This window comes from Acinetobacter sp. YH16031 (assembly GCF_013417335.1).
Classification (GTDB): Bacteria; Pseudomonadota; Gammaproteobacteria; order Pseudomonadales; family Moraxellaceae; genus Acinetobacter.
Window position 1 is genome coordinate 1 of sequence record NZ_VPED01000006.1, and the last position, 21,678, is coordinate 21,678.

Sequence of the window (21,678 nt, forward strand, 5' to 3'; positions counted from 1 at the left end):
AATAATTCAAGTGAATTTGTTTGAAAGAAGAACTTTAAAAGCTTTATTTTCACCCGATAAAATACCCATAAAACAAGAGGAAGCTCATTTGAGCTTCCTCTTGTGAAAAATTGTGGGACAGCAATGCTTGTCAGGCTCCTTTTTGACATTTGAAACTACGCGCTTCGCTTGTCTTGAGTAATTTTTAGAGCAGTACATAAAAAAGAATCTCCCATAACGGAGATTCTTTTTAAAGCCTACGCGCAGCATAGCTGCTTGTCTTGCGGCGTGGCGGAGCAGTACTTTTGATATAAGAAAAGCCCCGTTTATGGAGCTTTTCAAATGTTGACCTACGCGCACCTTCGGTGCTTGTCTTGAAGAAAAATAAGGCAGTGTCTTAGTTTTTTCACTTGAAGCATAGCTTCTCGTCTTGCGCAAGGGCAGAGCAGTACTCTTTTCAATAAAAAGAGCCTCAAAAGAGACTCTTTTTAAATGCTTGCCTACGCGGACTTCGTCCTTGTCTTGCGTAAAAAAGAAAAGCAGTGCTTTCTTTTTTACTCAGGCTTTAGGCCTTCAGCTTTTTCCAATGATTCATCATTGTTAAAGAACTTCTCGCGTTGCTCTTCAAGGAACTTTTTCGCATCCGGTTCAAACACGTTTAAACGCTTTTCATTGATCAGCGTGGTCTGGTGTTTTAGCCATTCTTGCCAAGCCTGTTTAGATATCGTATCAAACAGTTCCTGACCCTTTGCACCCGGGAATGGTGCAAAGTCTAAACCTTCCATTTCTTGTTGATACTTACGGCAAAAAACTTGTCGAGACATATCAATACTCCAATTTAAAGCGAAAGCAATTAAGCGTAAAGTTTCTCTAGGCGAGCATGCGCACGTTCGATCGCAGCTTCAACCTGTGCAGGTGCAGTACCACCGATGTGATTACGTGCATTCACAGATGCTTCTAAAGTCAGAGCTTTTTCAAATACGTCGGCTTGAATCAGGTTAGAGAACTGTTGCAATTGTTCAAGTGTCAGTTCAGACAGGTCTTTACCTTCCTGTACACCCAGAGCTACCGCTTTACCCACAATTTCGTGTGCATCACGGAATGCTACGCCATTTTTTACCAGATAATCTGCCAGGTCAGTGGCCGTTGAGAAGCCACGAAGTGCTGCTTCACGCATAATTTCGATGTTTGGTACAAGCGCAGGAATCATATCCGCAAATGCCATTAATGAACCACGGACGGTATCGATCGCATCAAATAATGGTTCTTTGTCTTCCTGGTTATCTTTGTTGTAAGCAAGCGGTTGACCTTTCATTAGGGTCAACAAGCTCATCAGATCACCATACACACGGCCAGTTTTACCACGGATCAGTTCAGGTACATCCGGGTTTTTCTTCTGCGGCATAATAGATGAACCAGTACAGAAACGGTCTGGAATATTTACGAACTTGAACTGAGCCGATGTCCATAGGATCATTTCTTCAGACATACGTGACAGGTGCATCATAATTAAAGATGCCGCAGCATTAAATTCGATACCGAAATCACGGTCAGAAACGGCATCAAGTGAGTTTTCAGCAACAGCTTCAAAACCTAGAAGCTCAGCGGTATAAGCACGGTCAATCGGGTAAGTCGTACCTGCTAGAGCAGCAGAACCGAGTGGCATACGGTTAACACGTTTACGGCAATCAATCAGACGCTCAGAGTCACGTACCAGCATTTCAAACCAAGCCATCAAGTGATGACCAAAAGTCACTGGCTGTGCAGTTTGCAGATGGGTAAAACCCGGCATGATGGTATTGGTATTTTTAGCTGCCAGACCCAGGATGCCTTTTTGTAATTTTTCCAGTAATTTCAGGATGGCATCAATTTCATCACGTACATACAGGCGGATATCTGTGGCAACCTGGTCATTACGGCTACGGCCCGTATGCAATTTTTTACCGGTGATGCCGATACGCTGAGTCAGGCGCGACTCAATGTTCATATGCACATCTTCAAGGTCAATGCGCCATTCGAAGTTACCTGCTTCAATATCTGCTTTAATGGCAGTCAGACCTTCGATAATGTCATCACGTTCCTGTTCGGTCAGTACGCCAACTTTTGCCAGCATGGTTGCATGTGCAATCGAGCCTGCAATGTCTTGTTTATAAAAACGTTGGTCAAATTGAACAGATGCTGTAAATTCAGCAACAAAAGCATCAGTCGCTTCAGAGAAACGACCGCCCCACATACCCGAAGTCTGGGCTTGTGATGGATTTGAGGAATTAGAAGATGTGGTCATGTCGGCTCAATCAGATTAAAAGCAGTAGAACGAAAAAGAGTATAACAAATTCAAAGCCCGTTGCCGAAGTCCAAGTCGATCAATCTTTTACATCTCCGACTGGATCAGCGCAAAGCTCCTATTTTTTTAGCCAGATTGGCAAGCTGCACTATTTGCTGGAAATGTTTATTGGCGGCAATGTGCTGGCCATGGTCTTAGCCTTGGCAAAAACACAGTCCTGGCAGGCGCTCAATCTGGTAGATCTGCTTCAATATATGCTGTATATCAACTGGATACTGTTATGTTTTGCAGCGCTAATCGAGCTTTTTCATCAGCATTTTCAGCGCATGGGGATTAAGCTGGCATTAATCTGCGGATTTTTGCTATTACAGGCGATTGTTTTGGTAACTACGACCAGTCTGAATGTGCTGACTTATTTTGGCAGCAATTTGAATTTTCAGGGACTGAGTCTGGCAGTCGCACTGGATCAGGTCGGCCTACATCTGAGTTTTGGTATCCTGTTAGGCATGTTCTGTTTTCGCTATCTGTATTTGCGTGAACAATGGGCGCAGCAGCAGCACAGTGAATTACATGCACGGATTCAGGCCATGCAGGCCAGGATTCATCCGCATTTTCTGTTTAATAGTCTCAATAGCGTGATTAGCCTGATCAGTATTGACCCGGACAAAGCCGAACAAATGTTGCTGAATTTGTCCCGTCTTTTTCGGGCCAGTTTTCAGGAATTGAAGCTGGTCAAGTTGCAGGAAGAAATTGAACTCTGCCAGCGCTATCTGGAGATTGAACAGATTCGTCTGGGAGAGCGTTTGCAGGTCGAATGGAAATTAGAAAACAAAGACTTATACTCACAAGTCCAAATTCCATTATTGACTTTACAACCCCTAGTGGAAAATAGTATTTTCCATGGAGTTGAAAAAATTTTGACAAAGAGTACCATAAGCATATTGATTGAAATCTTGCAAAATCAAATTAATATCATCATAACAAACCCCTATACGCAGGATAATAAAACATTAAAAAAGGGACATGGTATTGCAATTGAAAATGTCAGACAGCGTCTGGAAGCTTATTACGGACCTACGATGACGTTTCAGACTTTCGCCGGTGGAGGGGTGTTTACCACGGTTGTGCAATATCGCTATAAATAAAAAGAAATCAAGGAAATCACAGTTAACTTATAATCAAATGAATAATGTTGACTGGATTAAGGAGGAGAAATGGACGTCCTGATTTGTGACGATGAGCCTTTGGCTGTCGAGCGACTATCACGTTTAGTCTCTCAACTGGGGCATGATGTGGTTGCAACAGCTACGCATGGTCGTCAAGCAATTGATCTGGCTCACCAGCATGAACCTGATGTCATCTTATTAGATATTCAAATGCCTGAAATGGATGGTTTGACCTGTGCGCAGCATTTGCGTCGGCTCGACCCGATGCCGGCTATTGTCTTTTGTACGGCCTATGACCAACACGCGCTGGATGCATTCAAGTCTAATGCAGACGGCTACCTGCTTAAACCGGTGATGCAACAGGAATTGGCACAGGTTTTAGAGCATCTAATTAAACTTACCCAAGCTCAAATGAGCCAACTAAAACAAAAAGAAAATATGGAAGAAATCAATATCAGCCGCCATCAAATTGCGGCAAAGACCTATCGCGGGGTCGAATTGGTGCCAGTTGAAAATATCTATTATTTTCTGGCGGATCAAAAATATGTGACCGTACGCCATAAAAACGGCAGTGTCCTGATTGATGAAACCCTGAAGGAGTTGGAACAGGAGTTTGGACATCAGTTCATCAGGATTCACCGTAATGCACTGGTTTCGGTTCACTATCTGGAAGGCTTGGAAGTGGTGAGTTCCGGCCAGTATCAGGTGCGTTGTCGTGAACTGGAAGAGCGTCTGGCGGTCAGTCGGCGTCATTTGCCATTCTTGCGGGAACGGATTCAGAAACTCTAAACGGATCAATGAGTTCGTTTGGACCAGTATTGAAACTTGCATAAATTCGCTTGCATTTTCAAGTGAGCAGGTTAAGTTTAGACTATTGTTCTCATTGACTGTTTATTGAAATTTATGAAGACCCTAAAAATTGCTACTCGACAAAGTCCACTTGCGCTCTGGCAGGCGGAACATATCCGTGCACGCTTACAGGACCTGCATGCTGGACTTCAGGTCGAGTTAGTCACTTTTGTTACACAGGGTGATAAAATTCTTGATACGCCATTGGCTAAAATTGGCGGTAAGGGCTTATTTGTAAAAGAATTAGAAGCAGCCTTACTAGATGGTCGTGCTGATCTGGCAGTCCATTCAATGAAAGATGTGCCAATGGCTTTGCCTGAAGGCTTATCTTTGGCAGTCATCTGTGAACGTGAAGATCCACTGGATGCTTTTGTCTCAAATACTTATGCCAGTTTTGACGAATTGCCTCAAGGTGCCAAAGTTGGAACTTCCAGCTTGCGCCGTAAAACCCAGATTTTAAAACAGCGTCCGGACCTTGAGATTATCGATTTACGCGGTAATGTTGGTACACGCTTATCCAAACTGGATGCAGGTCAGTATGATGCAATCATCCTGGCCAGTGCCGGTTTAAAACGCTTGGGCCTTGCAGATCGTATTCGTCATAGTATTGTGCCTGAAGTAAGTTTACCCGCAGTAGGACAGGGTGCACTGGGCCTGGAATGCCGGAGTGGAGATCAAGCGGTATTAGATTTAATCCAGCCTCTATTACATGTAGAAACTGATGCGTGTGTCCGTGCCGAACGTGCCTTTAATGCCTATCTGGAAGGTGGCTGTCAGGTGCCAATCGCAGGCTATGCTACTTTAAATGAAGGTGTCATTTCGATTGAAGGCCGGGTCGGTAGTATAGATGGCGCAACTTTGCTACGCGCACAGCAGAGCGGAAACATGGCAGATGCAGAACAATTGGGCGTGCAGCTGGCTAAAGATCTGCTAGATCAGGGCGCAGGCGAGTTATTGAAAGCCCTTTATTCAAAATAATGTTGTTCATTAATACCCGTCCGAGTGATCGTGCTGCAAATTTAACGCAAGCCCTACAGACAGCGCAAATTCCGGTGATAGAGTTGCCCTTGCTAGAACTGGTACAGCAGCCTTATACGGATGAGCTAGCCAGTTTATTTAGGCAGCTACCCCAAGCAAAACTGATTGTCGTAGTGAGTCCGACCGCTGCCCAAATTGGCATGCAATATTTGCAGCAGGCAGGCCTATCATTGCATGATCTTGGAAGTGTCCAGTGGGTCGCTGTGGGTAAAGCTACCGAGCGGGCTTTAGCAAGCTACGGTATCCAGAGTTATGTGCCTGATGTGGAGACTTCGGAAGGGATGCTGCAATTGCCTGTGCTACAGCAATTAGCTACCGGATCAACTGTCGCCTTTTGGCGAGGTGAAGGTGGGCGTCAATTTATGATGCAGCATTTAAAGGATCAGCAAATTCATATATTGAATTTCATTTTATATGATCGTCAGTGTCCGCCAGTGACTTCCGAGATATTAGTTAAACATTTGACGAGCCTTGAAGCTAATCCCCGTTATGCAGTCTTGGTCAGCAGTGAAGCGAGCTGGCTTAACTGGCTAGCCTTGATGCAGCCGTATCCGCATCTCATTAATCGGGCATTGTATTTGGTTTTGGGGCCGCGTTTGGCTGCCATGCTTGGGGAATATCAACAGCAACATCAGGCTGGTTTTCAATTCGCTCAGTTAGAGGACTTAAGCGGATCGACGATTTTGCAGCAGCTACTGATGTACTAGGAAACGCATGAAAAAATTATTCATTGTTTTTTTCATCTTGAGCTTGGTGTGGATTGCCAAGCTGAGCTATGACCTGTTTGGCTTAAATTCAGCACAGACTGAATTGACCCAGAATTTTAAGCAGCTGCAACAGCAGAATGCCAATCTGAATGATCAGCTGGTGGCCTTAAAACGTCAGGTTGCTACGGGCCAAGCAGCAAACCCTGAAACACCGAACAAGGGGACAGTTCAGGATACTCCTAGGGCTGACTTGCAGGATGATCTGCCTTTAGTCGAGCAATATCTGGATCTGGTTGAGTTTGCCTTGCAGCAGCAACAATATGCAATGGCTATGGAAAAGTTAAACCAGTTATCTAATCAGCTTGAACATCTAGAACTGGCACCTGCTCTTCTGGGTAGCCTGAATCAGGCGATTGACAAGGATCGGGAAGTCCTTAAGCAGTTCATTAACAATCGTTTAGTACAACAGAATAAATTAAAAGAATTATTGCAACAGATTGATGCTGAGATGGAAAAGGAAATCCAGGTGCAGCATCAGAATCGCGCTATATCCCAAAGCTCATTCTGGCAGCGCTGGATTCAGATTGAATCAATCGAGAAGCCAAGTGCGGTCTTAATGCAGCGTAATCTGGTCTTAAAAGAAGCTCAGTTGCGTTTACTGATTGCAGAAAATAGTGTGCAACAAGGACAACAGGTAGCTTTCCAGCAAGCCCTGAAAAGTGTGATCGAGGTATTGGCGCAACTTCCGGATGCGCAAAGCAAACAATGGATTCAACGACTGGAACAAATCAGGGCAGCACCTCAGACGCCTACTCCTCCGCTCAATACGCGTACCCTGATCGGTTAATTGCTTATGAAACAGATTTTACTTGCTTATTTACTGGTTGGTTTGCTGGGCTTAGCGATCTTGAGTGTACTGAGCTATGGTTATGGTGCGGGTTATGTTTATCTGTACTGGCGCGAACTACAGATCCAGACCACTTTCTGGTTTCTGGTAGGCTTGCTTATCGCAATCAGTTTCCTGATGCATATGCTGTGGTATGCGACCAAACGTTATCTCAGCTTTAAACAGCGTAAACATGAAACGGTATTCAGCTTTGCACGCCTACATCCTTATGAGCAGTTAGCTGTGGTTTGGTTATTAAATGCTGCACAGGATCAACGGGATTTTATTCAGCAGTCTTTTAATCAGTCGGGATTGCTCAAGCATATTATTGATGCCCGATTATCCTGGGGACAGCAACAATATAGCGAAGCATTGAGTAGTTTAAATCAGTCCAATCCAATGGCATTTGAACTGGCAGAATTACAGCGAATTGAAATCTATTTATCACAGCAGGATGGTCAGCAGGCATTAACGCATTTAGAATTTTTAAATCAACATGAGTTATCTCCCTGGTTAAGACGAGTCAAAACCGCTTATGAAAAGCGTTTAAATGCTTTATGGGGGCAATTTGCCTTACAGTTTCCCTGGTTATATTTACGTTCAACCAAATATGGACATTTAGACCAAGAAGTAAAAAAAATATGGCTGCAGCAATTATTAATAGCTTATGATCAAGCTACTGAAGATGATTTGGAATATTTAAAACAACGTTATCTGGATTTAAAACAGGACATATTTAATCGTGACTATGAAGTCAAGCTATTATGGTTGAAACTATTATTTAGAATGCCGGAAATGAGTGTTGAGCATGAAAGCCTTGCTAAACACTTACTGGAACTCCAATTTAATCAGGATGTATTTTATTTATGGTTCCAGCAGCAGTTATTAAAGCAGTTTCCAGATTATGCAGATATTGAGCAGCAGATCTCAGTTTGGGATGCAAAATATACTGCACTGCCAATATTAAGTTTTGCCAAATGGCATATTCTACAGGCGACTGGCCGGGTAGAAGAAGCTCAGCAATTGCTGGATCTCTATCCAGATGACATCCGCATGAGCTATTTGAGAATTAAATCTGTATTGCAGGGAAGAGAGGATTTAATACAGCAGTTAAATGCCGTATTTGAATCGAATGTTAATTTTATCGAAATCAGAATTTGAGGAAATAATGTCAGAATTACAACAATATCCGGTGATTTATTCGCAAACTGTTGCATGGGGAGACATGGATGCGTTTGGGCATGTTAATAATGCGATGTATTACCGTTATATAGAAAGTGCCCGTTTGGCTTATTTGGGTAAATTAAATATTTTTGATGAAGATATTTTAACAGTAGTGGCTTCAAATCAATGCCGTTATTTAAAACCTGTAGTTTATCCAGATCAATTAAAAGTGGCGGCACGAATTGATGAAATTCGGAATAGTGCAGTCAGAATGCATTATTTATTATGGAGTGAACAGCAGCAAAGTATCGTAGCTACTTCCGAAGCAGTAATTGTATGTTTAAATAAAAATATGCAGAAAACTGAAATACCTGAACATATTCGAGAAAAAATAAAATCGCTGGAATTAACTGTACAACATGAAATTTAATATAGAGTTTCATCTCTAATTTAATGATTAATTTTGTAATGGCCCTTAAGTTTATTGTTGTAAATTTAAAATTTTATATTGAATATTACACTTAATATAAATATGATGGGTTCGTTATTTATTAAAAGAAATAATGCTATTTATTGGAGAATATGATGCCAGATATTACAAATTTATCAGTTGAAGAGTTAAAACGTTTACAAGCAGAAGCTGAGTCTTTAATTGCTTTGAAAAAAGATCAGGAAATTGAAGATGCTTATCATCAGGTATTGGATATTGCCGACAAAGTAGGCTTGACGATTGAACAGCTTCTTGAATTTGGTGCTTCTAAACGTAAAAAAACTGCACGTAAGTCTGTAGAGCCACGTTATCGCAGTAAAAGCAATCCGGAAGACACCTGGACTGGTCGCGGTAAACAGCCACGCTGGTTAGTTGCTGAATTAGAGAAAGGCGCAAAACTGGAAGATTTCGTGATCTAATCCTTCTGCCGCATTATTCATCATCAGGCTGTTATGCATACGGCCTGTGATTGATCAGCCAAGCATATCCTGCTTGGTTTTTTTATGCCTATGAATTGGCGTCAGAGAAAAAGTGTGCATAATGTGATTATAAAATGACAAAACTATAAATTTAGGGGTTTCGATTGGATAGGTTGGTCGTGGCGGGATGAGCAATAAGCCGAAAACATTAAAATGGTTGATATTTGCAATTCTAGCCTTTTTTGTCTTTGTGATTCTGCAAGTACCTGCAGCTTGGTTAATTTCAAAATTTTATAAAAATAATCAGGTCTTACATAATGTAAGCGGGAATATCTGGCAGGGAAGTGCGGACTGGAAAAAAGGTAATCTTCGGGGAAGTCTGAACTGGCAGGTTCGCCCTTTGGACCTGTTGTTGCTGAGATTAGGGGCGAATATTGATCTGCATAGCGGTAATACCCAGTTTTCGGGTGTGATGGGCTATGGTCTGAATAAAACTTTAACCGTCAAAAACCTTGAGGGACAGCTTGCACCTGAAACTTTAAAGAAGATTGCTGACTGGCAATGGCCTACCAACCCGATTCAGTTTAAAGAACTCGATTTTAAATATAAAAAAGAGCAAGGCTTTAGTCATGTAGACGGTCAGATGCAATGGAGTGGTGGTGAACTGATTTACACGTTTGCCCAGCGTCAGGAGCGTATGAATGTACCGGTTCTAAGTGGTCAGTTATCCGATGAGAATGGGCAGCTGCTGTTGGACGTACGCGACAATCGTGATCAACGTATGTTGAATATTAAACTGGATCCAAGCTTGATGCTGGATATTCAGCTGACACAGCGTTTTCTATTGAATGCTCCTTCTTATGCCGGTAAAGCTGGGCTGGATACTTATGTGATTAGTACCCGTCAGCCTTTAATGGGGGGCTTCAACTGATGGCAAGCCCACTCGATTATTTTAAAAATATTGATCTGAAACAGACAGAACGTGTTGCTCCGATTTTATTGTTCCTGCTGATTCTGTATTTATGCTGGAAATTGGCTGCTTTATTCTGGCTTCTGGTGGCTCCTCCACAAGCGATGCAGATTGATCAGGTAGAGCTGGGGTCACAACAGGCTCAAGTGCCAAATATAAGTGCCTTTTCACTATTTCAGGAAAATACTTACGCAGCGAACACTGCTGAAACTGCCAATATTGTCTTGCAGGGAGTTGTGGTGGCGAGCCCAAGCTATAACTCTTCAGCAGTCTTGAAAATTAATGACCAGTCTGACCGTTATCGGGTCGGAGAAGTATTGGGGAATAGCGGTTTTACGCTGGCTGAAGTGTATTGGGACCGGGTGATTTTGCGTAAATCAAGCGGTGCGACCCAAGAAATCCTGTTTAAAGGGTTGGAAAATGGTTTAAACCAGCCAATCGTGCCGGATACCTCAGCATCTTCAAATCCGATGCCTCCGATGCATATGGAAAGTGGTATGCCTGAGCAACCTTCACCGCAGAGTGAAATCAATCGGGCTATCCAGCAGATGCAGGAAAATAAGGACCAGTACTTACAGAATATGGGGGTAAGTGCAGCAGAGGGTGGTTATGAAGTCACTTCACGGACACCGGCTGCACTGCGTAATCGCTTGGGGTTAAGACCGGGAGACCGGATTTTGTCTTTGAATGGTCAGACCCTGTCACAGGGACAAACCGAAGCACAATTACTGGAACAGGCTCGACGTGAAGGTCAGGTCAAACTCGAAATAAAACGTGGTGATCAGGTGATGACCATACAACAGGATTTGAAGTGATGTGTCATCACGCATAGGGTTAGGAAACACAAAAGTTTATGGCTTTATTTAATAATAATCGATCAGCATGGGCATTCTGTGTGGCCGCCCCATTGGTTGCTATGGTCAGTACGGCAAGTTATGCGCAAACCTGGAAAATCAATCTCCGGGATGCAGACTTAACCGCCTTCATTAATGAAGTGGCGGATATTACCGGTAAAAATTTTGCGGTAGATCCCCGAGTTCGAGGCAATGTCACGGTCATTTCCAACAAGCCACTGAATAAAAACGAAGTTTATGACCTGTTTTTAGGCGTCTTGAATGTCAATGGTGTAGTGGCCATCCCTTCAGGAAATACCATCAAGCTGGTTCCAGACAGCAATGTCAAAAGCTCCGGGATTCCCTATGATGCACGTCATCGTGCTACCGGTGACCAGATTGTCACTCGCGTGATCTGGCTGGAAAATACCAATCCGAATGACCTGATTCCGGCCCTGCGTCCGTTGATGCCACAGTTTGCCCATTTGGCTGCCGTTCCGGGTACCAATGCACTGATTGTGTCGGATCGGGCGACCAATATCTATCAGCTGGAAACCATCATCCGTAACCTGGATGGCACGGGTCAGAATGATATTGAAGCCATTAGCCTGCAATCCAGTCAGGCCGAAGAAATGATCGAGCTGATTGACTCTATGGCAGCAACAGGTGCAGCTAAAGATTTGCGTGGTTCACGGGTGCGGGTCATGGCAGATGTGCGTACTAACCGGATTCTGATTAAAGGGGATCCAGCGACACGTAAGCGTATTCGTCAGATTATTGAAACGCTGGATGTACCTGCAGCAGACCGTCTGGGTGGTTTAAAAGTCTTTCGTTTGAAATATGCCAGTGCCAAGAATCTTTCGGAAATTTTGCAGGGGTTAGTGACAGGGCAAGCAGTCAATACTGGTTTGGATAATTCCTCTTCTAGTTCGTCTTCATATAATTCGACTAATAACCTGAATAATAACAGTACTACCAACTCAAACAGCTCAACCGCATCCAATATTCAGTTAAATACCGGCATGAAAACCGAGCAGGGCGGGATCAGCAGCTTTAATGCCAACGGCGTCAGCATTATTGCGGATGCCACGCAAAATTCATTGGTGGTCAAGGCTGACCCGCAACTGATGCGTGAAATCGAATCTGCGATTGATCAGTTAGATGTACGCCGTCAACAGGTTCTGATTGAAGCTGCAATTATTGAAGTAGAAGGAACAGATGCAGATCAGCTGGGTGTGCAATGGGCCTTAGGTGATATCAGCAGCGGAATTGGTCTGATCAATTTTGATAATTTTGGCACCAGTCTGAAAAATATTGCAGCGGGTTATCTGACTGGCGGTGGTGCAGGTGCGGCGAGTACTGTAGGTGCAGGCAGTTCATTGGTGATCGGTGATTATCGTGAAGGCAGTGATGGTTCACGCCGTTTATACGGCGCGATGATTCAGGCCTTAAAAGAAACGACCAAGTCTAACCTGTTATCTACGCCGTCGATTGTGACCATGGATAATGAGGAAGCCTATATCGTTGTCGGTGAAAATGTACCCTTTGTGACAGGTTCAGTTTCTACGGGAGCCGCAGGTGTTGCCAATCCTTATACCACTATTGAGCGTAAAGATGTTGGGGTCACTTTAAAAGTCGTACCACACATTGGCGAAGATGGTACGGTACGTCTGGAAGTTGAGCAGGAAGTCTCAGATGTAAAAGCCAATAAAGGCCAAGCGCAAGATCTAGTCACCAGCAAACGTGCGATTAAAACCTCGATTCTGGCAGAACATGGACAAACGATCGTACTCGGTGGCTTGATTTCGGACAATACCAGTTATGGACGTCAGGCAGTACCGGGTCTAGGGGCAATTCCAGGGGTGGGACGTTTGTTTCGCTCAGAAGGTAAGTCTAATCAGAAACGTAACTTATTGATCTTTATCCATCCAACGATTGTGGGGGATAAAAATGAAGTGCGTAAACTGACGCAGCAACGTTATGGTCAACTCTATAGCCTGCAATTGGCGCTCGATTCAGACGGTAATTTTGCCAAGCTACCGGAAAGTGTTGAAGATGTGTATCAGCAGCGTATTCCAGTTTCCAAGACACCACTGATGAATTCGTCCTACCAGAATGTTCCGAGTGCGCCAGCGTCAACACCGTCAGCCGCAGCAGTGGCTACACCGATAGCAATTGAGCCGGGGATTCAGCGACAAGTGGTACAGCAGCCAGTCCAGCAGGTTGAAAAAAGTAGAAATACCGTTACAACAACCACACTTAGACCCAAAAGCTAGACCATTCGCATTTGCATACAGCATGTTATGATAATGTCAAAGAGAATAGAGAAGTAGATTTCATGACTTGGAAAATACAGGCAATTACCGATGATTTGACCGGACAGGAAATAGCGATTGACCGTGACATGCTGGTGGGGCGTCATCAGGCGGCTGATATTGTGCTGCAGGCTGCGGAAATCTCGCGTAAGCATGCTGCTTTTCTGCTAAAAGACGATGCACTGTGGGTACAGGATCTAGGTTCATCTAATGGCACTTTTGTGAATGACTTGCGTATTGAGCAGGAAACGCAGTTACAGCAGGACGATGTAGTCCAGTTTGCCAGCTTGAAATTTCTGGTTCTTGAACCTGTAGCGCCTGTTGAAGTGGCGCCAGAAGTTGAAGAAACAGCAGAGCAAGTGGTTGAAGAGATCGAAACGGTTGAGAAAACTCCTGCCCAGCAGATGAATGAGCAGGGCATTCCAGAATTGAAAGAGCGTGATGCTTCAGTCAACTTGACCCGTGATGGTATGCCGACCAATGTCGGTATCCCAAAACCTGCGCCTATTGCTGAGGGTGTAGATCTGAGCTCGGTTAAGCCAGAACCCGCACCAATTCCGGTGGAACAGCCTGTTTCTCGTGTAGAGCAGGAAAAAGAAGCACAGAAAAATGCATCTATTGGACTGATTTCACTAATCGTTCTGATTATTTTGGCGATTATCGCTTGGGTGTTGTTTAAATAAGCCCATGATTGGTTACAATCGAGGCATGCATCACGCATGCCTTTTTTATGGCTGCAAATAAAGAAAATGAGGCTCAGGATGTCAATTGCACAACTGGAACAACGTAAGCTGATTTTATTCGATCTGGATGGCACCTTGGTGGATTCAGCCCATGATTTGTATCGGGCCATGAATATGAGCCTGAATGTTTTGCAGCTACCCCTGGTGACTGAGGAGCAGGTACGGGTCTGGATTGGTAAAGGAACGTCCAAGTTCTGTGAAAGCGTACTCCAGCATTTGGTGGGTGAGGTATTACCTGCCCAACATCAGGAATTACTTACGACGTTCCTGGAAATTTACAATGCCGATCCTTGTGTGGATACCAAGCCATTTGACGGAATTATCGAGTTTCTGGAATGGGGTAAGGCTAACGATAAAAAACTGATCTGTGTGACCAATAAACCAGAAGAACCGGCACGCAGTATTCTGGATATTCTGGAAATGGCGAAATACTTTGATGACACCATTGGTGGTGATCGCTTTGCCGAGCGTAAGCCAGATCCGCGTCAGTTGTTGCATTGTGTGGAACATTATGGCGTGACCAAAGACCAGGTACTGATGATCGGAGATTCGGTCAATGACATCGAAGCTGCGCGCCGTGCGGGTATAGATTGTATTGTAGTCAGCTATGGCTATAATCATGGTGAAAATATAGCAGACTGTGATCCTCAAGAAATTGTTGATGATCTACGTGAATTGCTTGCTTAAATAGGGTACGAAGGAAATAAGATGAATAGTTGTAAGGTTTTTCGATGGCGTCGCTCAGTTCAATTCCATTTTCATACTGAGTAACCCTAATTTAAAGAGAAAAACCGAATGACAACTTCAGCTCAATTCCAGCAACTTGCATCTCAAGGCTACAACCTGATTCCTGTATACCGCCAGCGCCTGGCTGATACTGATACTCCTTTATCTATCTTTGCCCGTCTAAAACAGCACCAACAGGCTTATCTGTTCGAATCTGTGGAAGGGGGAGAAAACTGGGCGCGCTATTCAATTATCGGCCTGGGTGAATCGACTGTATTCTCCTGTAATGCGGGTGAACTGACTGTTCAGCATCCAGATGGCTCTATTGAAAAACAGCACTGTGCCGATCCATTCCAGTATATCCGTGACTTTCAGGCACAGTTTAAAGTACCGACCCAGGCAGAACTTCCAGCCTTACCAAGCTTTACCGGTGGTCTTGTCGGTTACTTTGGTTATGACTCAGTACGTTATATCGAACCTAAGCTAAAAAATGTGCCTGAAGCTGATCCGGTAGGCTTGCCAGATATCTGGATGATGCTGTCCAAAACCGTCATCGTATTCGATAATCTGAAAGATACCCTGTTCCTGATTGTCCATGCCGATGCAGCGGATCAGGCAGCTTATGAGAAAGCGCAGCAGCAGCTGGATGAGCTGGAAAATATTCTGGCAACACCAGTGAGCCTGAAAGCAGAAAAACATACAGCACCGCACTTTGAGTCTTTAACTGGACATGACAACTTTATTGCCTCTATTGAAAAGGTAAAAGAGTACATTCGTGCCGGAGATGTGATGCAGGTCGTGCCGGGTCATCGTATGGTTTCTGATTTCGATGGTGAGCCTTTACAGGTCTATCGCGCATTACGTCATCTTAATCCATCACCTTACCTGTTCCTCGTGCAAGGGCAGACCTTGGAAAACAATACGCCGTTCCATATTGTGGGTTCTTCGCCTGAAATTCTTTCTCGTCTGGAAAATGGCATTGCGACTGTTCGTCCACTGGCGGGTACGCGTCCACGTGGCAAGACCAAAGAAGAAGATCTGGCACTGGAAAAAGATTTACTGTCTGATGAAAAAGAAATTGCCGAGCACTTAATGCTGATTGACTTGGGCCGAAATGATGTCGGTCGAGTATCCAAAATCGGTAAAGTACAAGTCACTGATCAAATGGTGATCGAACGTTACTCGCATGTGATGCACATTGTGTCAAATGTACAAGGTGAAGTACGTGATGATGTGGATGCACTGGATGTTTTTAAGGCAACTTTCCCTGCGGGAACACTTTCTGGTGCGCCAAAAATTCGTGCCATGGAAATTATTGACGAAGTTGAGCCAGTAAAACGCGGAATTTTTGGCGGCGCTGTTGGTTATTTAGGCTGGCATGGTGAAATGGACATGTCGATTGCCATTCGTACCTGCGTGATTCGTGAAAATAAGGTCTATGTTCAGGCTGGAGCAGGGCTGGTTGCGGACTCAAATCCTGAGTCAGAATGGAATGAAACCCAAATAAAAGCTCGTGCAGTGATCAAAGCGGTTGAATTATCATCAAACGGATTGATTTTGTGAGTTTTTGGCGTTTTTTTTGAAAAAAACACTTGCATGGATTCTGAGTTTTGCTAAACTGCACACCGTTCCGATACGAAACGTACGAAACACTAAGAAACGCCGGCATAGCTCAGTTGGTAGAGCAACTGACTTGTAATCAGTAGGTCCACAGTTCGAATCCGTGTGCCGGCACCATCTTAGAGAGTTTGGAGTGCGAAGTAAAGAACGACACTGATGTAAGTGTAAAAATGGTGAGGTTCCCGAGCGGTCAAAGGGGGCGGACTGTAACTCCGCTACGAAAGTTTCGAAGGTTCGAATCCTTCCCTCACCACCAATTTTAAGACTTCAAAGTGGTAAGTACCAACATCGTGCGGGAGTAGCTCAGTTGGTAGAGCGGCAGCCTTCCAAGCTGCATGTCGCGAGTTCGATCCTCGTCTCCCGCTCCATTGTTTGAAGTGCTAATATTTGCTCTTATAGCTCAGTGGTAGAGCACTCCCTTGGTAAGGGAGAGGTCTCGAGTTCAAATCTCGATAAGAGCTCCAGATTACAGTTTGGCAACGTGGTTGCAAAAATATTTCAAAAGCAGGCTATTTAGTCTGCTTTTCAAGTATTTGGTGTTTGGTTTTTTTTAAACGATATGTCGGAGCTGGGTTTTACTCAGAATTGTGTTCGACGTAAACGAGGAAGATTAACATGGCTAAGGCTAAGTTTGAACGTAATAAGCCACACGTTAACGTGGGCACAATCGGTCACGTTGACCATGGTAAAACAACTTTAACAGCTGCGATTGCAACTGTATGTGCTAAAAAATTCGGTGGTGAAGCGAAAGACTACGCTGCAATCGACTCTGCACCAGAAGAAAAAGCACGTGGTATTACAATTAATACTTCACACGTAGAATACGATTCTCCAACTCGTCACTACGCTCACGTAGACTGCCCGGGCCACGCCGATTATGTTAAAAACATGATTACTGGTGCTGCTCAGATGGACGGCGCGATCCTTGTATGTGCTGCGACTGACGGTCCAATGCCACAAACTCGTGAACACATCCTGCTTTCTCGTCAGGTAGGTGTACCTTACATCGTTGTATTCTTGAACAAATGCGACCTTGTAGACGACGAAGAGCTTCTTGAACTGGTTGAAATGGAAGTTCGTGAACTTCTTTCTACTTACGACTTCCCAGGTGATGACACTCCTGTAATCCGTGGTTCAGCACTTGCTGCACTTAACGGTGAAGCTGGTCAATACGGTGAAGACGCAGTTGTAGCTCTTGTTGAAGCGCTTGACTCTTACATCCCAGAACCAGAACGTGCAATCGACCAAGCATTCTTGATGCCAATCGAAGATGTATTCTCAATTTCTGGTCGTGGTACAGTTGTAACTGGCCGTGTTGAAACTGGTGTCATCAAAGTTGGTGAAGAAGTTGAAATCGTGGGTATCAAAGACACAGTTAAGACTACTGTAACTGGCGTTGAAATGTTCCGTAAACTTCTTGACGAAGGCCGTGCTGGTGAGAACTGTGGTATCTTGCTTCGTGGTACTAAACGTGAAGACGTACAACGTGGTCAAGTACTTGCTAAACCAGGTTCTATCAAACCGCACACTAAATTCGATGCAGAAGTATACGTACTTTCTAAAGACGAAGGTGGTCGTCACACTCCATTCCTTAACGGTTACCGTCCACAGTTCTACTTCCGTACAACTGACGTAACTGGCGCGATTTCTTTGAAAGAAGGCGTTGAAATGGTTATGCCTGGTGACAACGTAGAAATGTCAGTAGAACTGATTCACCCAATCGCAATGGACCCAGGTCTACGTTTTGCGATCCGTGAGGGTGGTCGTACAGTTGGTGCTGGTGTAGTTGCTAAAGTAACTGCATAATCATAGAATAGAAAATAAGCTGGAGTTTCGGCTCCAGTTTATCTACAGGCCAGTAGTTCAATTGGTAGAGCGTCGGTCTCCAAAACCGAATGTTGGGGGTTCGAGTCCCTCCTGGCCTGCCAAGTTTTTTCAAAAGACGCTTGATGTCGGCAAAACTGGTCATATAATAAGTCGCGAAACCTACGACGAGTACAAAAATGTCGAATGATAAATCACGCGACGCATTAAGCGAAGCGGCAATTCCTCAAAGAAATAATCCTGCTGTAGATGTAAGTTCTGGTTCTCCATTAGACATTGTTCTATGGGTTATCGCCTTGATTTTATTGGTCGGTGCTATGATGGTAAACCAATATTTACCTGCATACTGGGCGCCTGCGAATGATATTTGGGTGCGCGTTGGGGTAATTTTGGCTTGTATCGTTGTGGCATTCGGTTTATTATACGCCACCCATCAAGGCAAAGGCTTTGTTCGTCTTCTTAAGGATGCACGAATCGAGTTACGTCGAGTGACCTGGCCTACCAAACAAGAGACTGTGACCACATCTTGGCAAGTCCTTGCTGTTGTAGTGATTGCAGCCATTGTTCTATGGTGCTTTGACTATGTTTTAGGCTGGTTAATGAAGTTTATTATCGGGTAAGAGAGCTATGAAACGTTGGTACATTATTCATGCCTATTCAGGTTATGAAAAACAAGTGATGCGTTCGCTTAATGATCGAATCCAGCGTAGCGCTGTTGCCGATAGCTTTGGTGAAGTCCTTGTTCCTACCGAAGAAGTGGTAGAAATGAAGGATGGCAAGAAGCGTAAATCAGAGCGTAAGTTCTTTCCTGGCTATGTATTAGTCGAAATGGAAATGAACGATGACACTTGGCACATTGTTAAAGAATGTCCAAAAGTGCTTGGCTTTATTGGTGGTACGGCTGAAAAACCGGCTCCAATTACGCAAAAAGAAGCTGATGCAATCCTTGCACGTGTACGCAATACTGGTGAAGCACCGCGTCCTAAGACCATGTTTGAACCAGGCGAAGAATTACTCGTAATTGACGGTCCATTCACTGACTTTAAAGGTGTGGTGGAAGAAGTGCTTTACGACAAGTCACGCTTAACGCTGACTATTAACGTATTTAACCGACCAACTCAGGTTGAACTGGAATTTCGTCAAGTCGAAAAAACAGTTTAATTTGTTCGGGTTGAAAACGCCTGATTTGCGTGCAAATCAGGCATTGTTGTTGTAACGGTATCGTTACTTGAAATCATTGGGGAGCCTAGCGGCGTTTGCACCCAGAGGTAATTTGAAATGGCTAAGAAGATTGACGGCTATATCAAGCTGCAAGTTCCAGCTGGTAAAGCGAATCCATCTCCACCGATTGGTCCTGCACTAGGTCAACGTGGTGTTAACATCATGGCATTCTGTAAAGAATTCAATGCTGCGACACAAAAAGTTGAAGCTGGTCTGCCAATTCCAGTCGTGATCACTGTGTACAACGACAAGTCGTTCACATTCATCATGAAAACTCCACCTGCTGCTGTTCTTCTTAAGAAAGCTGCTGGTATCCAAAAGGGTTCTTCTGTACCTAACAAAACTAAAGTTGGTAAGTTGACTCGTGCTCAATTGGAAGAAATCGCGACTACTAAAGAACCAGATTTAACTGGTGCTGATTTAGACGCTCGTGTACGTACCATTGCTGGTTCTGCACGTTCTATGGGCTTGGAAGTGGAGCTATAAGACATGGCAAAGTTAACTAAACGTCAAAAAGCCATTGCTGCTGCTGTAGAAGCACAGAAAGTTTACACTTTAGAAGAAGCTGTAGAAGTTCTTACTAGCCTTCCAGCTGCGAAATTCAAAGAATCTTTGGACATCGCTGTAAACCTAGGTGTTGACCCTCGTAAATCTGATCAGGTTGTTCGTGGCGCGACTACTCTTCCTGCAGGTACTGGTAAAACTGTACGCGTAGCTGTATTTGCTCAAGGCGCTGCTGCTGAAGCTGCGAAAGAAGCTGGTGCAGACGTTGTTGGTTTCGATGATCTTGCTGAAAGCATCCAAGGCGGAAACCTTGACTTCGACGTAGTGATTGCTGCTCCTGATGCAATGCGCGTTGTTGGTAAATTAGGTACGATTCTTGGTCCACGTGGCTTAATGCCAAACCCTAAAGTAGGTACTGTAACTCCTGACGTAGCAACTGCAGTTAAAAATGCAAAAGCTGGTCAAGCGCGTTACCGTGTAGACAAAGCAGGTATTATCCACGCTGCGATCGGTCAAGTAGGTTTCTCTGCTGAAGCTGTTCGTCAAAACGTTGAAGCTCTTGTAGCTGACCTTAAGAAAGCAAAACCTGCTACTTCTAAAGGTGTTTACATTCAAAAGATCACTCTAAGCTCTACTATGGGTCCTGGTCTGATCGTTGATGTAGCAAATGTTTCTAAATAAGTTATAAACTTATACAGAATTTTAAAGCCCTGAGTAAGTTTTAAAGCACTGCTTTAAAACTTACGCAAGAAGAAACCGGTTTCGGACTACTTGCGAACTTAGGCAGACTTTGAATTGATAAATGTAAATTTATCAGCGTCAAAGACCTCAGGCGAGGGGAGTTTTATGCTTTCCTCTTAATACTCCAGCCTGCGTAGACGCGGTGGTGTGATTTGTTCATCCTCCGCGTGTGATTTCAGAGATGAATTCACGAATTGGGAGTGTGCTTGTGATCAGGCACATAAATCACCGTTAGGAGGTTTTACAATGGCTCTTCTTATTGAAGGCAAAAAACAGATCGTAGCTGAAGTAAGTGAAATTGCTTCTACTGCATTTGCCGCTGTTGTTGCTGACTACCAAGGTTTAACAGTTGAGCAATTAACTGCTCTTCGTGTTGAAGCTCGTAAACTAGGTGTTAAAACACGTATCGTGCGTAACACTCTGGCTAAACGCGCTCTTCAAGATACTCAATTCAATATCTTGAACGACAGCCTTGTTGGCCCAACAATCTTAGCTTTCTCGACTTCTGAAGACGACATGGGTGCAGCTGCACGCTTGTTCGAAGAATTCGCAAAAACTAACAAAGCATTCGAACTTAAAGCTGCTGCATTTGATGGCAAAGTTTACGAAGGTGCTGAAGTTAGCGTAATCGCGAACCTTCCGAACCAAGAAAAAGCGCTTACTATGCTTGCAAACGTTCTTCAAGCTCCTATTTCGAAATTGGGTCGCCTTATTACTGCGCTCAAAGAGAAAAACGAGTCAGAAGCTGCATAAGCTTAAATTTATTTCCACACCATTCAATTTCCATTTGGAGTTATTCTCATGGCTTTAACTAACGAAGAAATCCTAAACGCAGTTGCAGAAAAAACTGTTCTTGAACTTGTTGAACTAATCTCTGCTTTCGAAGAGAAATTCAACGTATCTGCTGCTGCTGTTGCTGTTGCTGCTGCTCCTGGCGCTGCTGCTGCTGCTGAAGAACAATCAGAATTCAACGTTGAGTTGACTTCTTTCGGTGGTAACAAAGTTGCTGTAATTAAAGCAGTTCGTGAAGCTACTGGTCTTGGCTTGAAAGAAGCTAAAGACATGGTTGAAGGCGCACCTACAGTTCTTAAAGAAGGCGTTTCTAAAGAAGAAGGCGAAGAGCTTAAGAAAAAACTTGAAGAAGCTGGTGCTACAGTTACTCTTAAGTAATTTCTTAAAGGAGCCGGTTTTTTTATAAT

Annotated in this window: 23 protein-coding genes and 5 tRNA genes; 26 read left to right on the top strand and 2 right to left on the bottom strand. The window is 44.0% G+C overall.

Annotated elements, in window-relative coordinates; all coding sequences use genetic code 11:
• Nucleotides 1–533: 533 nt before the first annotated feature.
• Both FTV31_RS04310 and argH read right to left on the bottom strand, forming a co-directional pair.
• Entirely contained in the window at nt 534–803 is a 270-nt protein-coding gene (locus FTV31_RS04310; protein ID WP_005232563.1) for an oxidative damage protection protein, read from the bottom strand.
• A 29-nt stretch (nt 804–832) separates the two neighbouring features.
• On the bottom strand, nt 833–2,263 hold the full coding sequence (gene argH, locus FTV31_RS04315) for an argininosuccinate lyase (protein ID WP_180013241.1): 1,431 nt from the start codon (nt 2,261–2,263) through the stop codon (nt 833–835).
• Between argH and FTV31_RS04320 the strand changes: the two genes are divergently transcribed.
• The 26 genes from FTV31_RS04320 to rplL all read left to right on the top strand — a co-directional run bounded on the left by FTV31_RS04320 (nt 2,254) and on the right by rplL (nt 21,649).
• Complete coding sequence (locus tag FTV31_RS04320; protein ID WP_180013243.1) at nt 2,254–3,408, top strand: sensor histidine kinase; 1,155 nt, start codon at nt 2,254–2,256, stop codon at nt 3,406–3,408. The genes argH and FTV31_RS04320 overlap by 10 nt on opposite strands.
• A gap of 69 nt (nt 3,409–3,477) precedes the next feature.
• Nucleotides 3,478–4,218, top strand: coding sequence for a LytTR family DNA-binding domain-containing protein (locus FTV31_RS04325; protein ID WP_180013245.1), 741 nt, complete (start codon nt 3,478–3,480; stop codon nt 4,216–4,218).
• 114 nt (nt 4,219–4,332) lie between these two features.
• Complete coding sequence (gene hemC / locus FTV31_RS04330; protein WP_180013247.1) at nt 4,333–5,256, top strand: hydroxymethylbilane synthase; 924 nt, start codon at nt 4,333–4,335, stop codon at nt 5,254–5,256.
• Nucleotides 5,256–6,023, top strand: coding sequence for a uroporphyrinogen-III synthase (locus FTV31_RS04335; RefSeq protein ID WP_166136799.1), 768 nt, complete (start codon nt 5,256–5,258; stop codon nt 6,021–6,023). Before hemC ends, FTV31_RS04335 begins: the two co-directional genes overlap by 1 nt.
• A 7-nt stretch (nt 6,024–6,030) precedes the next feature.
• Nucleotides 6,031–6,870, top strand: coding sequence for a hypothetical protein (locus FTV31_RS04340; protein ID WP_180013249.1), 840 nt, complete (start codon nt 6,031–6,033; stop codon nt 6,868–6,870).
• Between the two features lie 6 nt (nt 6,871–6,876).
• A complete protein-coding gene (locus FTV31_RS04345) occupies nt 6,877–8,070 on the top strand; it encodes a heme biosynthesis protein HemY (protein WP_180013251.1) in 1,194 nt (397 codons plus the stop codon).
• Between the two features lie 7 nt (nt 8,071–8,077).
• Complete coding sequence (locus FTV31_RS04350) at nt 8,078–8,503, top strand: thioesterase family protein (protein ID WP_004781650.1); 426 nt, start codon at nt 8,078–8,080, stop codon at nt 8,501–8,503.
• A 152-nt stretch (nt 8,504–8,655) separates the two neighbouring features.
• Nucleotides 8,656–8,982, top strand: coding sequence for an H-NS family nucleoid-associated regulatory protein (locus tag FTV31_RS04355; RefSeq protein ID WP_079281036.1), 327 nt, complete (start codon nt 8,656–8,658; stop codon nt 8,980–8,982).
• Between the two features lie 187 nt (nt 8,983–9,169).
• On the top strand, nt 9,170–9,913 hold the full coding sequence (gene gspN / locus FTV31_RS04360) for a type II secretion system protein N (RefSeq protein ID WP_180013253.1): 744 nt from the start codon (nt 9,170–9,172) through the stop codon (nt 9,911–9,913).
• On the top strand, nt 9,913–10,767 hold the full coding sequence (locus FTV31_RS04365; protein WP_180013255.1) for a type II secretion system protein N: 855 nt from the start codon (nt 9,913–9,915) through the stop codon (nt 10,765–10,767). Before gspN ends, FTV31_RS04365 begins: the two co-directional genes overlap by 1 nt.
• A 38-nt stretch (nt 10,768–10,805) precedes the next feature.
• Nucleotides 10,806–13,061, top strand: a complete 2,256-nt coding sequence (gene gspD / locus FTV31_RS04370) for a type II secretion system secretin GspD (protein ID WP_180013257.1) — start codon at nt 10,806–10,808, stop codon at nt 13,059–13,061.
• A 62-nt stretch (nt 13,062–13,123) separates the two neighbouring features.
• Nucleotides 13,124–13,783, top strand: a complete 660-nt coding sequence (locus FTV31_RS04375) for an FHA domain-containing protein (RefSeq protein ID WP_180013259.1) — start codon at nt 13,124–13,126, stop codon at nt 13,781–13,783.
• 78 nt (nt 13,784–13,861) lie between these two features.
• Nucleotides 13,862–14,530 (top strand): phosphoglycolate phosphatase, encoded by a 669-nt coding sequence (gene gph, locus FTV31_RS04380; protein ID WP_180013261.1) that lies wholly within the window; start codon nt 13,862–13,864, stop codon nt 14,528–14,530.
• A 108-nt stretch (nt 14,531–14,638) separates the two neighbouring features.
• Nucleotides 14,639–16,132, top strand: coding sequence for an anthranilate synthase component I (trpE, locus tag FTV31_RS04385; protein WP_179991966.1), 1,494 nt, complete (start codon nt 14,639–14,641; stop codon nt 16,130–16,132).
• A gap of 98 nt (nt 16,133–16,230) precedes the next feature.
• Nucleotides 16,231–16,306, top strand: a tRNA-Thr gene (locus FTV31_RS04390).
• Between the two features lie 55 nt (nt 16,307–16,361).
• Nucleotides 16,362–16,445: transfer RNA gene (locus FTV31_RS04395), tRNA-Tyr, on the top strand.
• Nucleotides 16,446–16,481: 36 nt separating this feature from the next.
• Nucleotides 16,482–16,557, top strand: a tRNA-Gly gene (locus FTV31_RS04400).
• Nucleotides 16,558–16,578: 21 nt separating this feature from the next.
• Nucleotides 16,579–16,653, top strand: a tRNA-Thr gene (locus FTV31_RS04405).
• Nucleotides 16,654–16,804: 151 nt separating this feature from the next.
• Entirely contained in the window at nt 16,805–17,995 is a 1,191-nt protein-coding gene (gene tuf / locus FTV31_RS04410; RefSeq protein WP_179991967.1) for an elongation factor Tu, read from the top strand.
• A 46-nt stretch (nt 17,996–18,041) separates the two neighbouring features.
• Nucleotides 18,042–18,117 (top strand) — tRNA-Trp (locus FTV31_RS04415).
• Nucleotides 18,118–18,192: 75 nt separating this feature from the next.
• On the top strand, nt 18,193–18,633 hold the full coding sequence (gene secE / locus FTV31_RS04420) for a preprotein translocase subunit SecE (protein WP_179991968.1): 441 nt from the start codon (nt 18,193–18,195) through the stop codon (nt 18,631–18,633).
• Nucleotides 18,634–18,640: 7 nt separating this feature from the next.
• Nucleotides 18,641–19,174 carry a transcription termination/antitermination protein NusG gene (nusG, locus tag FTV31_RS04425; protein WP_005232530.1) on the top strand — a complete coding sequence of 178 codons (534 nt, stop codon included), beginning with the start codon at nt 18,641–18,643 and terminating at the stop codon, nt 19,172–19,174.
• A 117-nt stretch (nt 19,175–19,291) separates the two neighbouring features.
• Nucleotides 19,292–19,720, top strand: a complete 429-nt coding sequence (gene rplK, locus FTV31_RS04430) for a 50S ribosomal protein L11 (protein WP_004781668.1) — start codon at nt 19,292–19,294, stop codon at nt 19,718–19,720.
• A gap of 3 nt (nt 19,721–19,723) precedes the next feature.
• A complete protein-coding gene (gene rplA / locus FTV31_RS04435) occupies nt 19,724–20,419 on the top strand; it encodes a 50S ribosomal protein L1 (RefSeq protein ID WP_004781669.1) in 696 nt (231 codons plus the stop codon).
• Between the two features lie 306 nt (nt 20,420–20,725).
• The gene (rplJ, locus tag FTV31_RS04440; protein ID WP_004781671.1) at nt 20,726–21,232 is read left to right on the top strand and encodes a 50S ribosomal protein L10; all 507 of its coding nucleotides are present in this window, start codon (nt 20,726–20,728) and stop codon (nt 21,230–21,232) included.
• Between the two features lie 48 nt (nt 21,233–21,280).
• Nucleotides 21,281–21,649, top strand: coding sequence for a 50S ribosomal protein L7/L12 (rplL, locus tag FTV31_RS04445; protein ID WP_159123444.1), 369 nt, complete (start codon nt 21,281–21,283; stop codon nt 21,647–21,649).
• Nucleotides 21,650–21,678 lie beyond the last annotated feature (29 nt).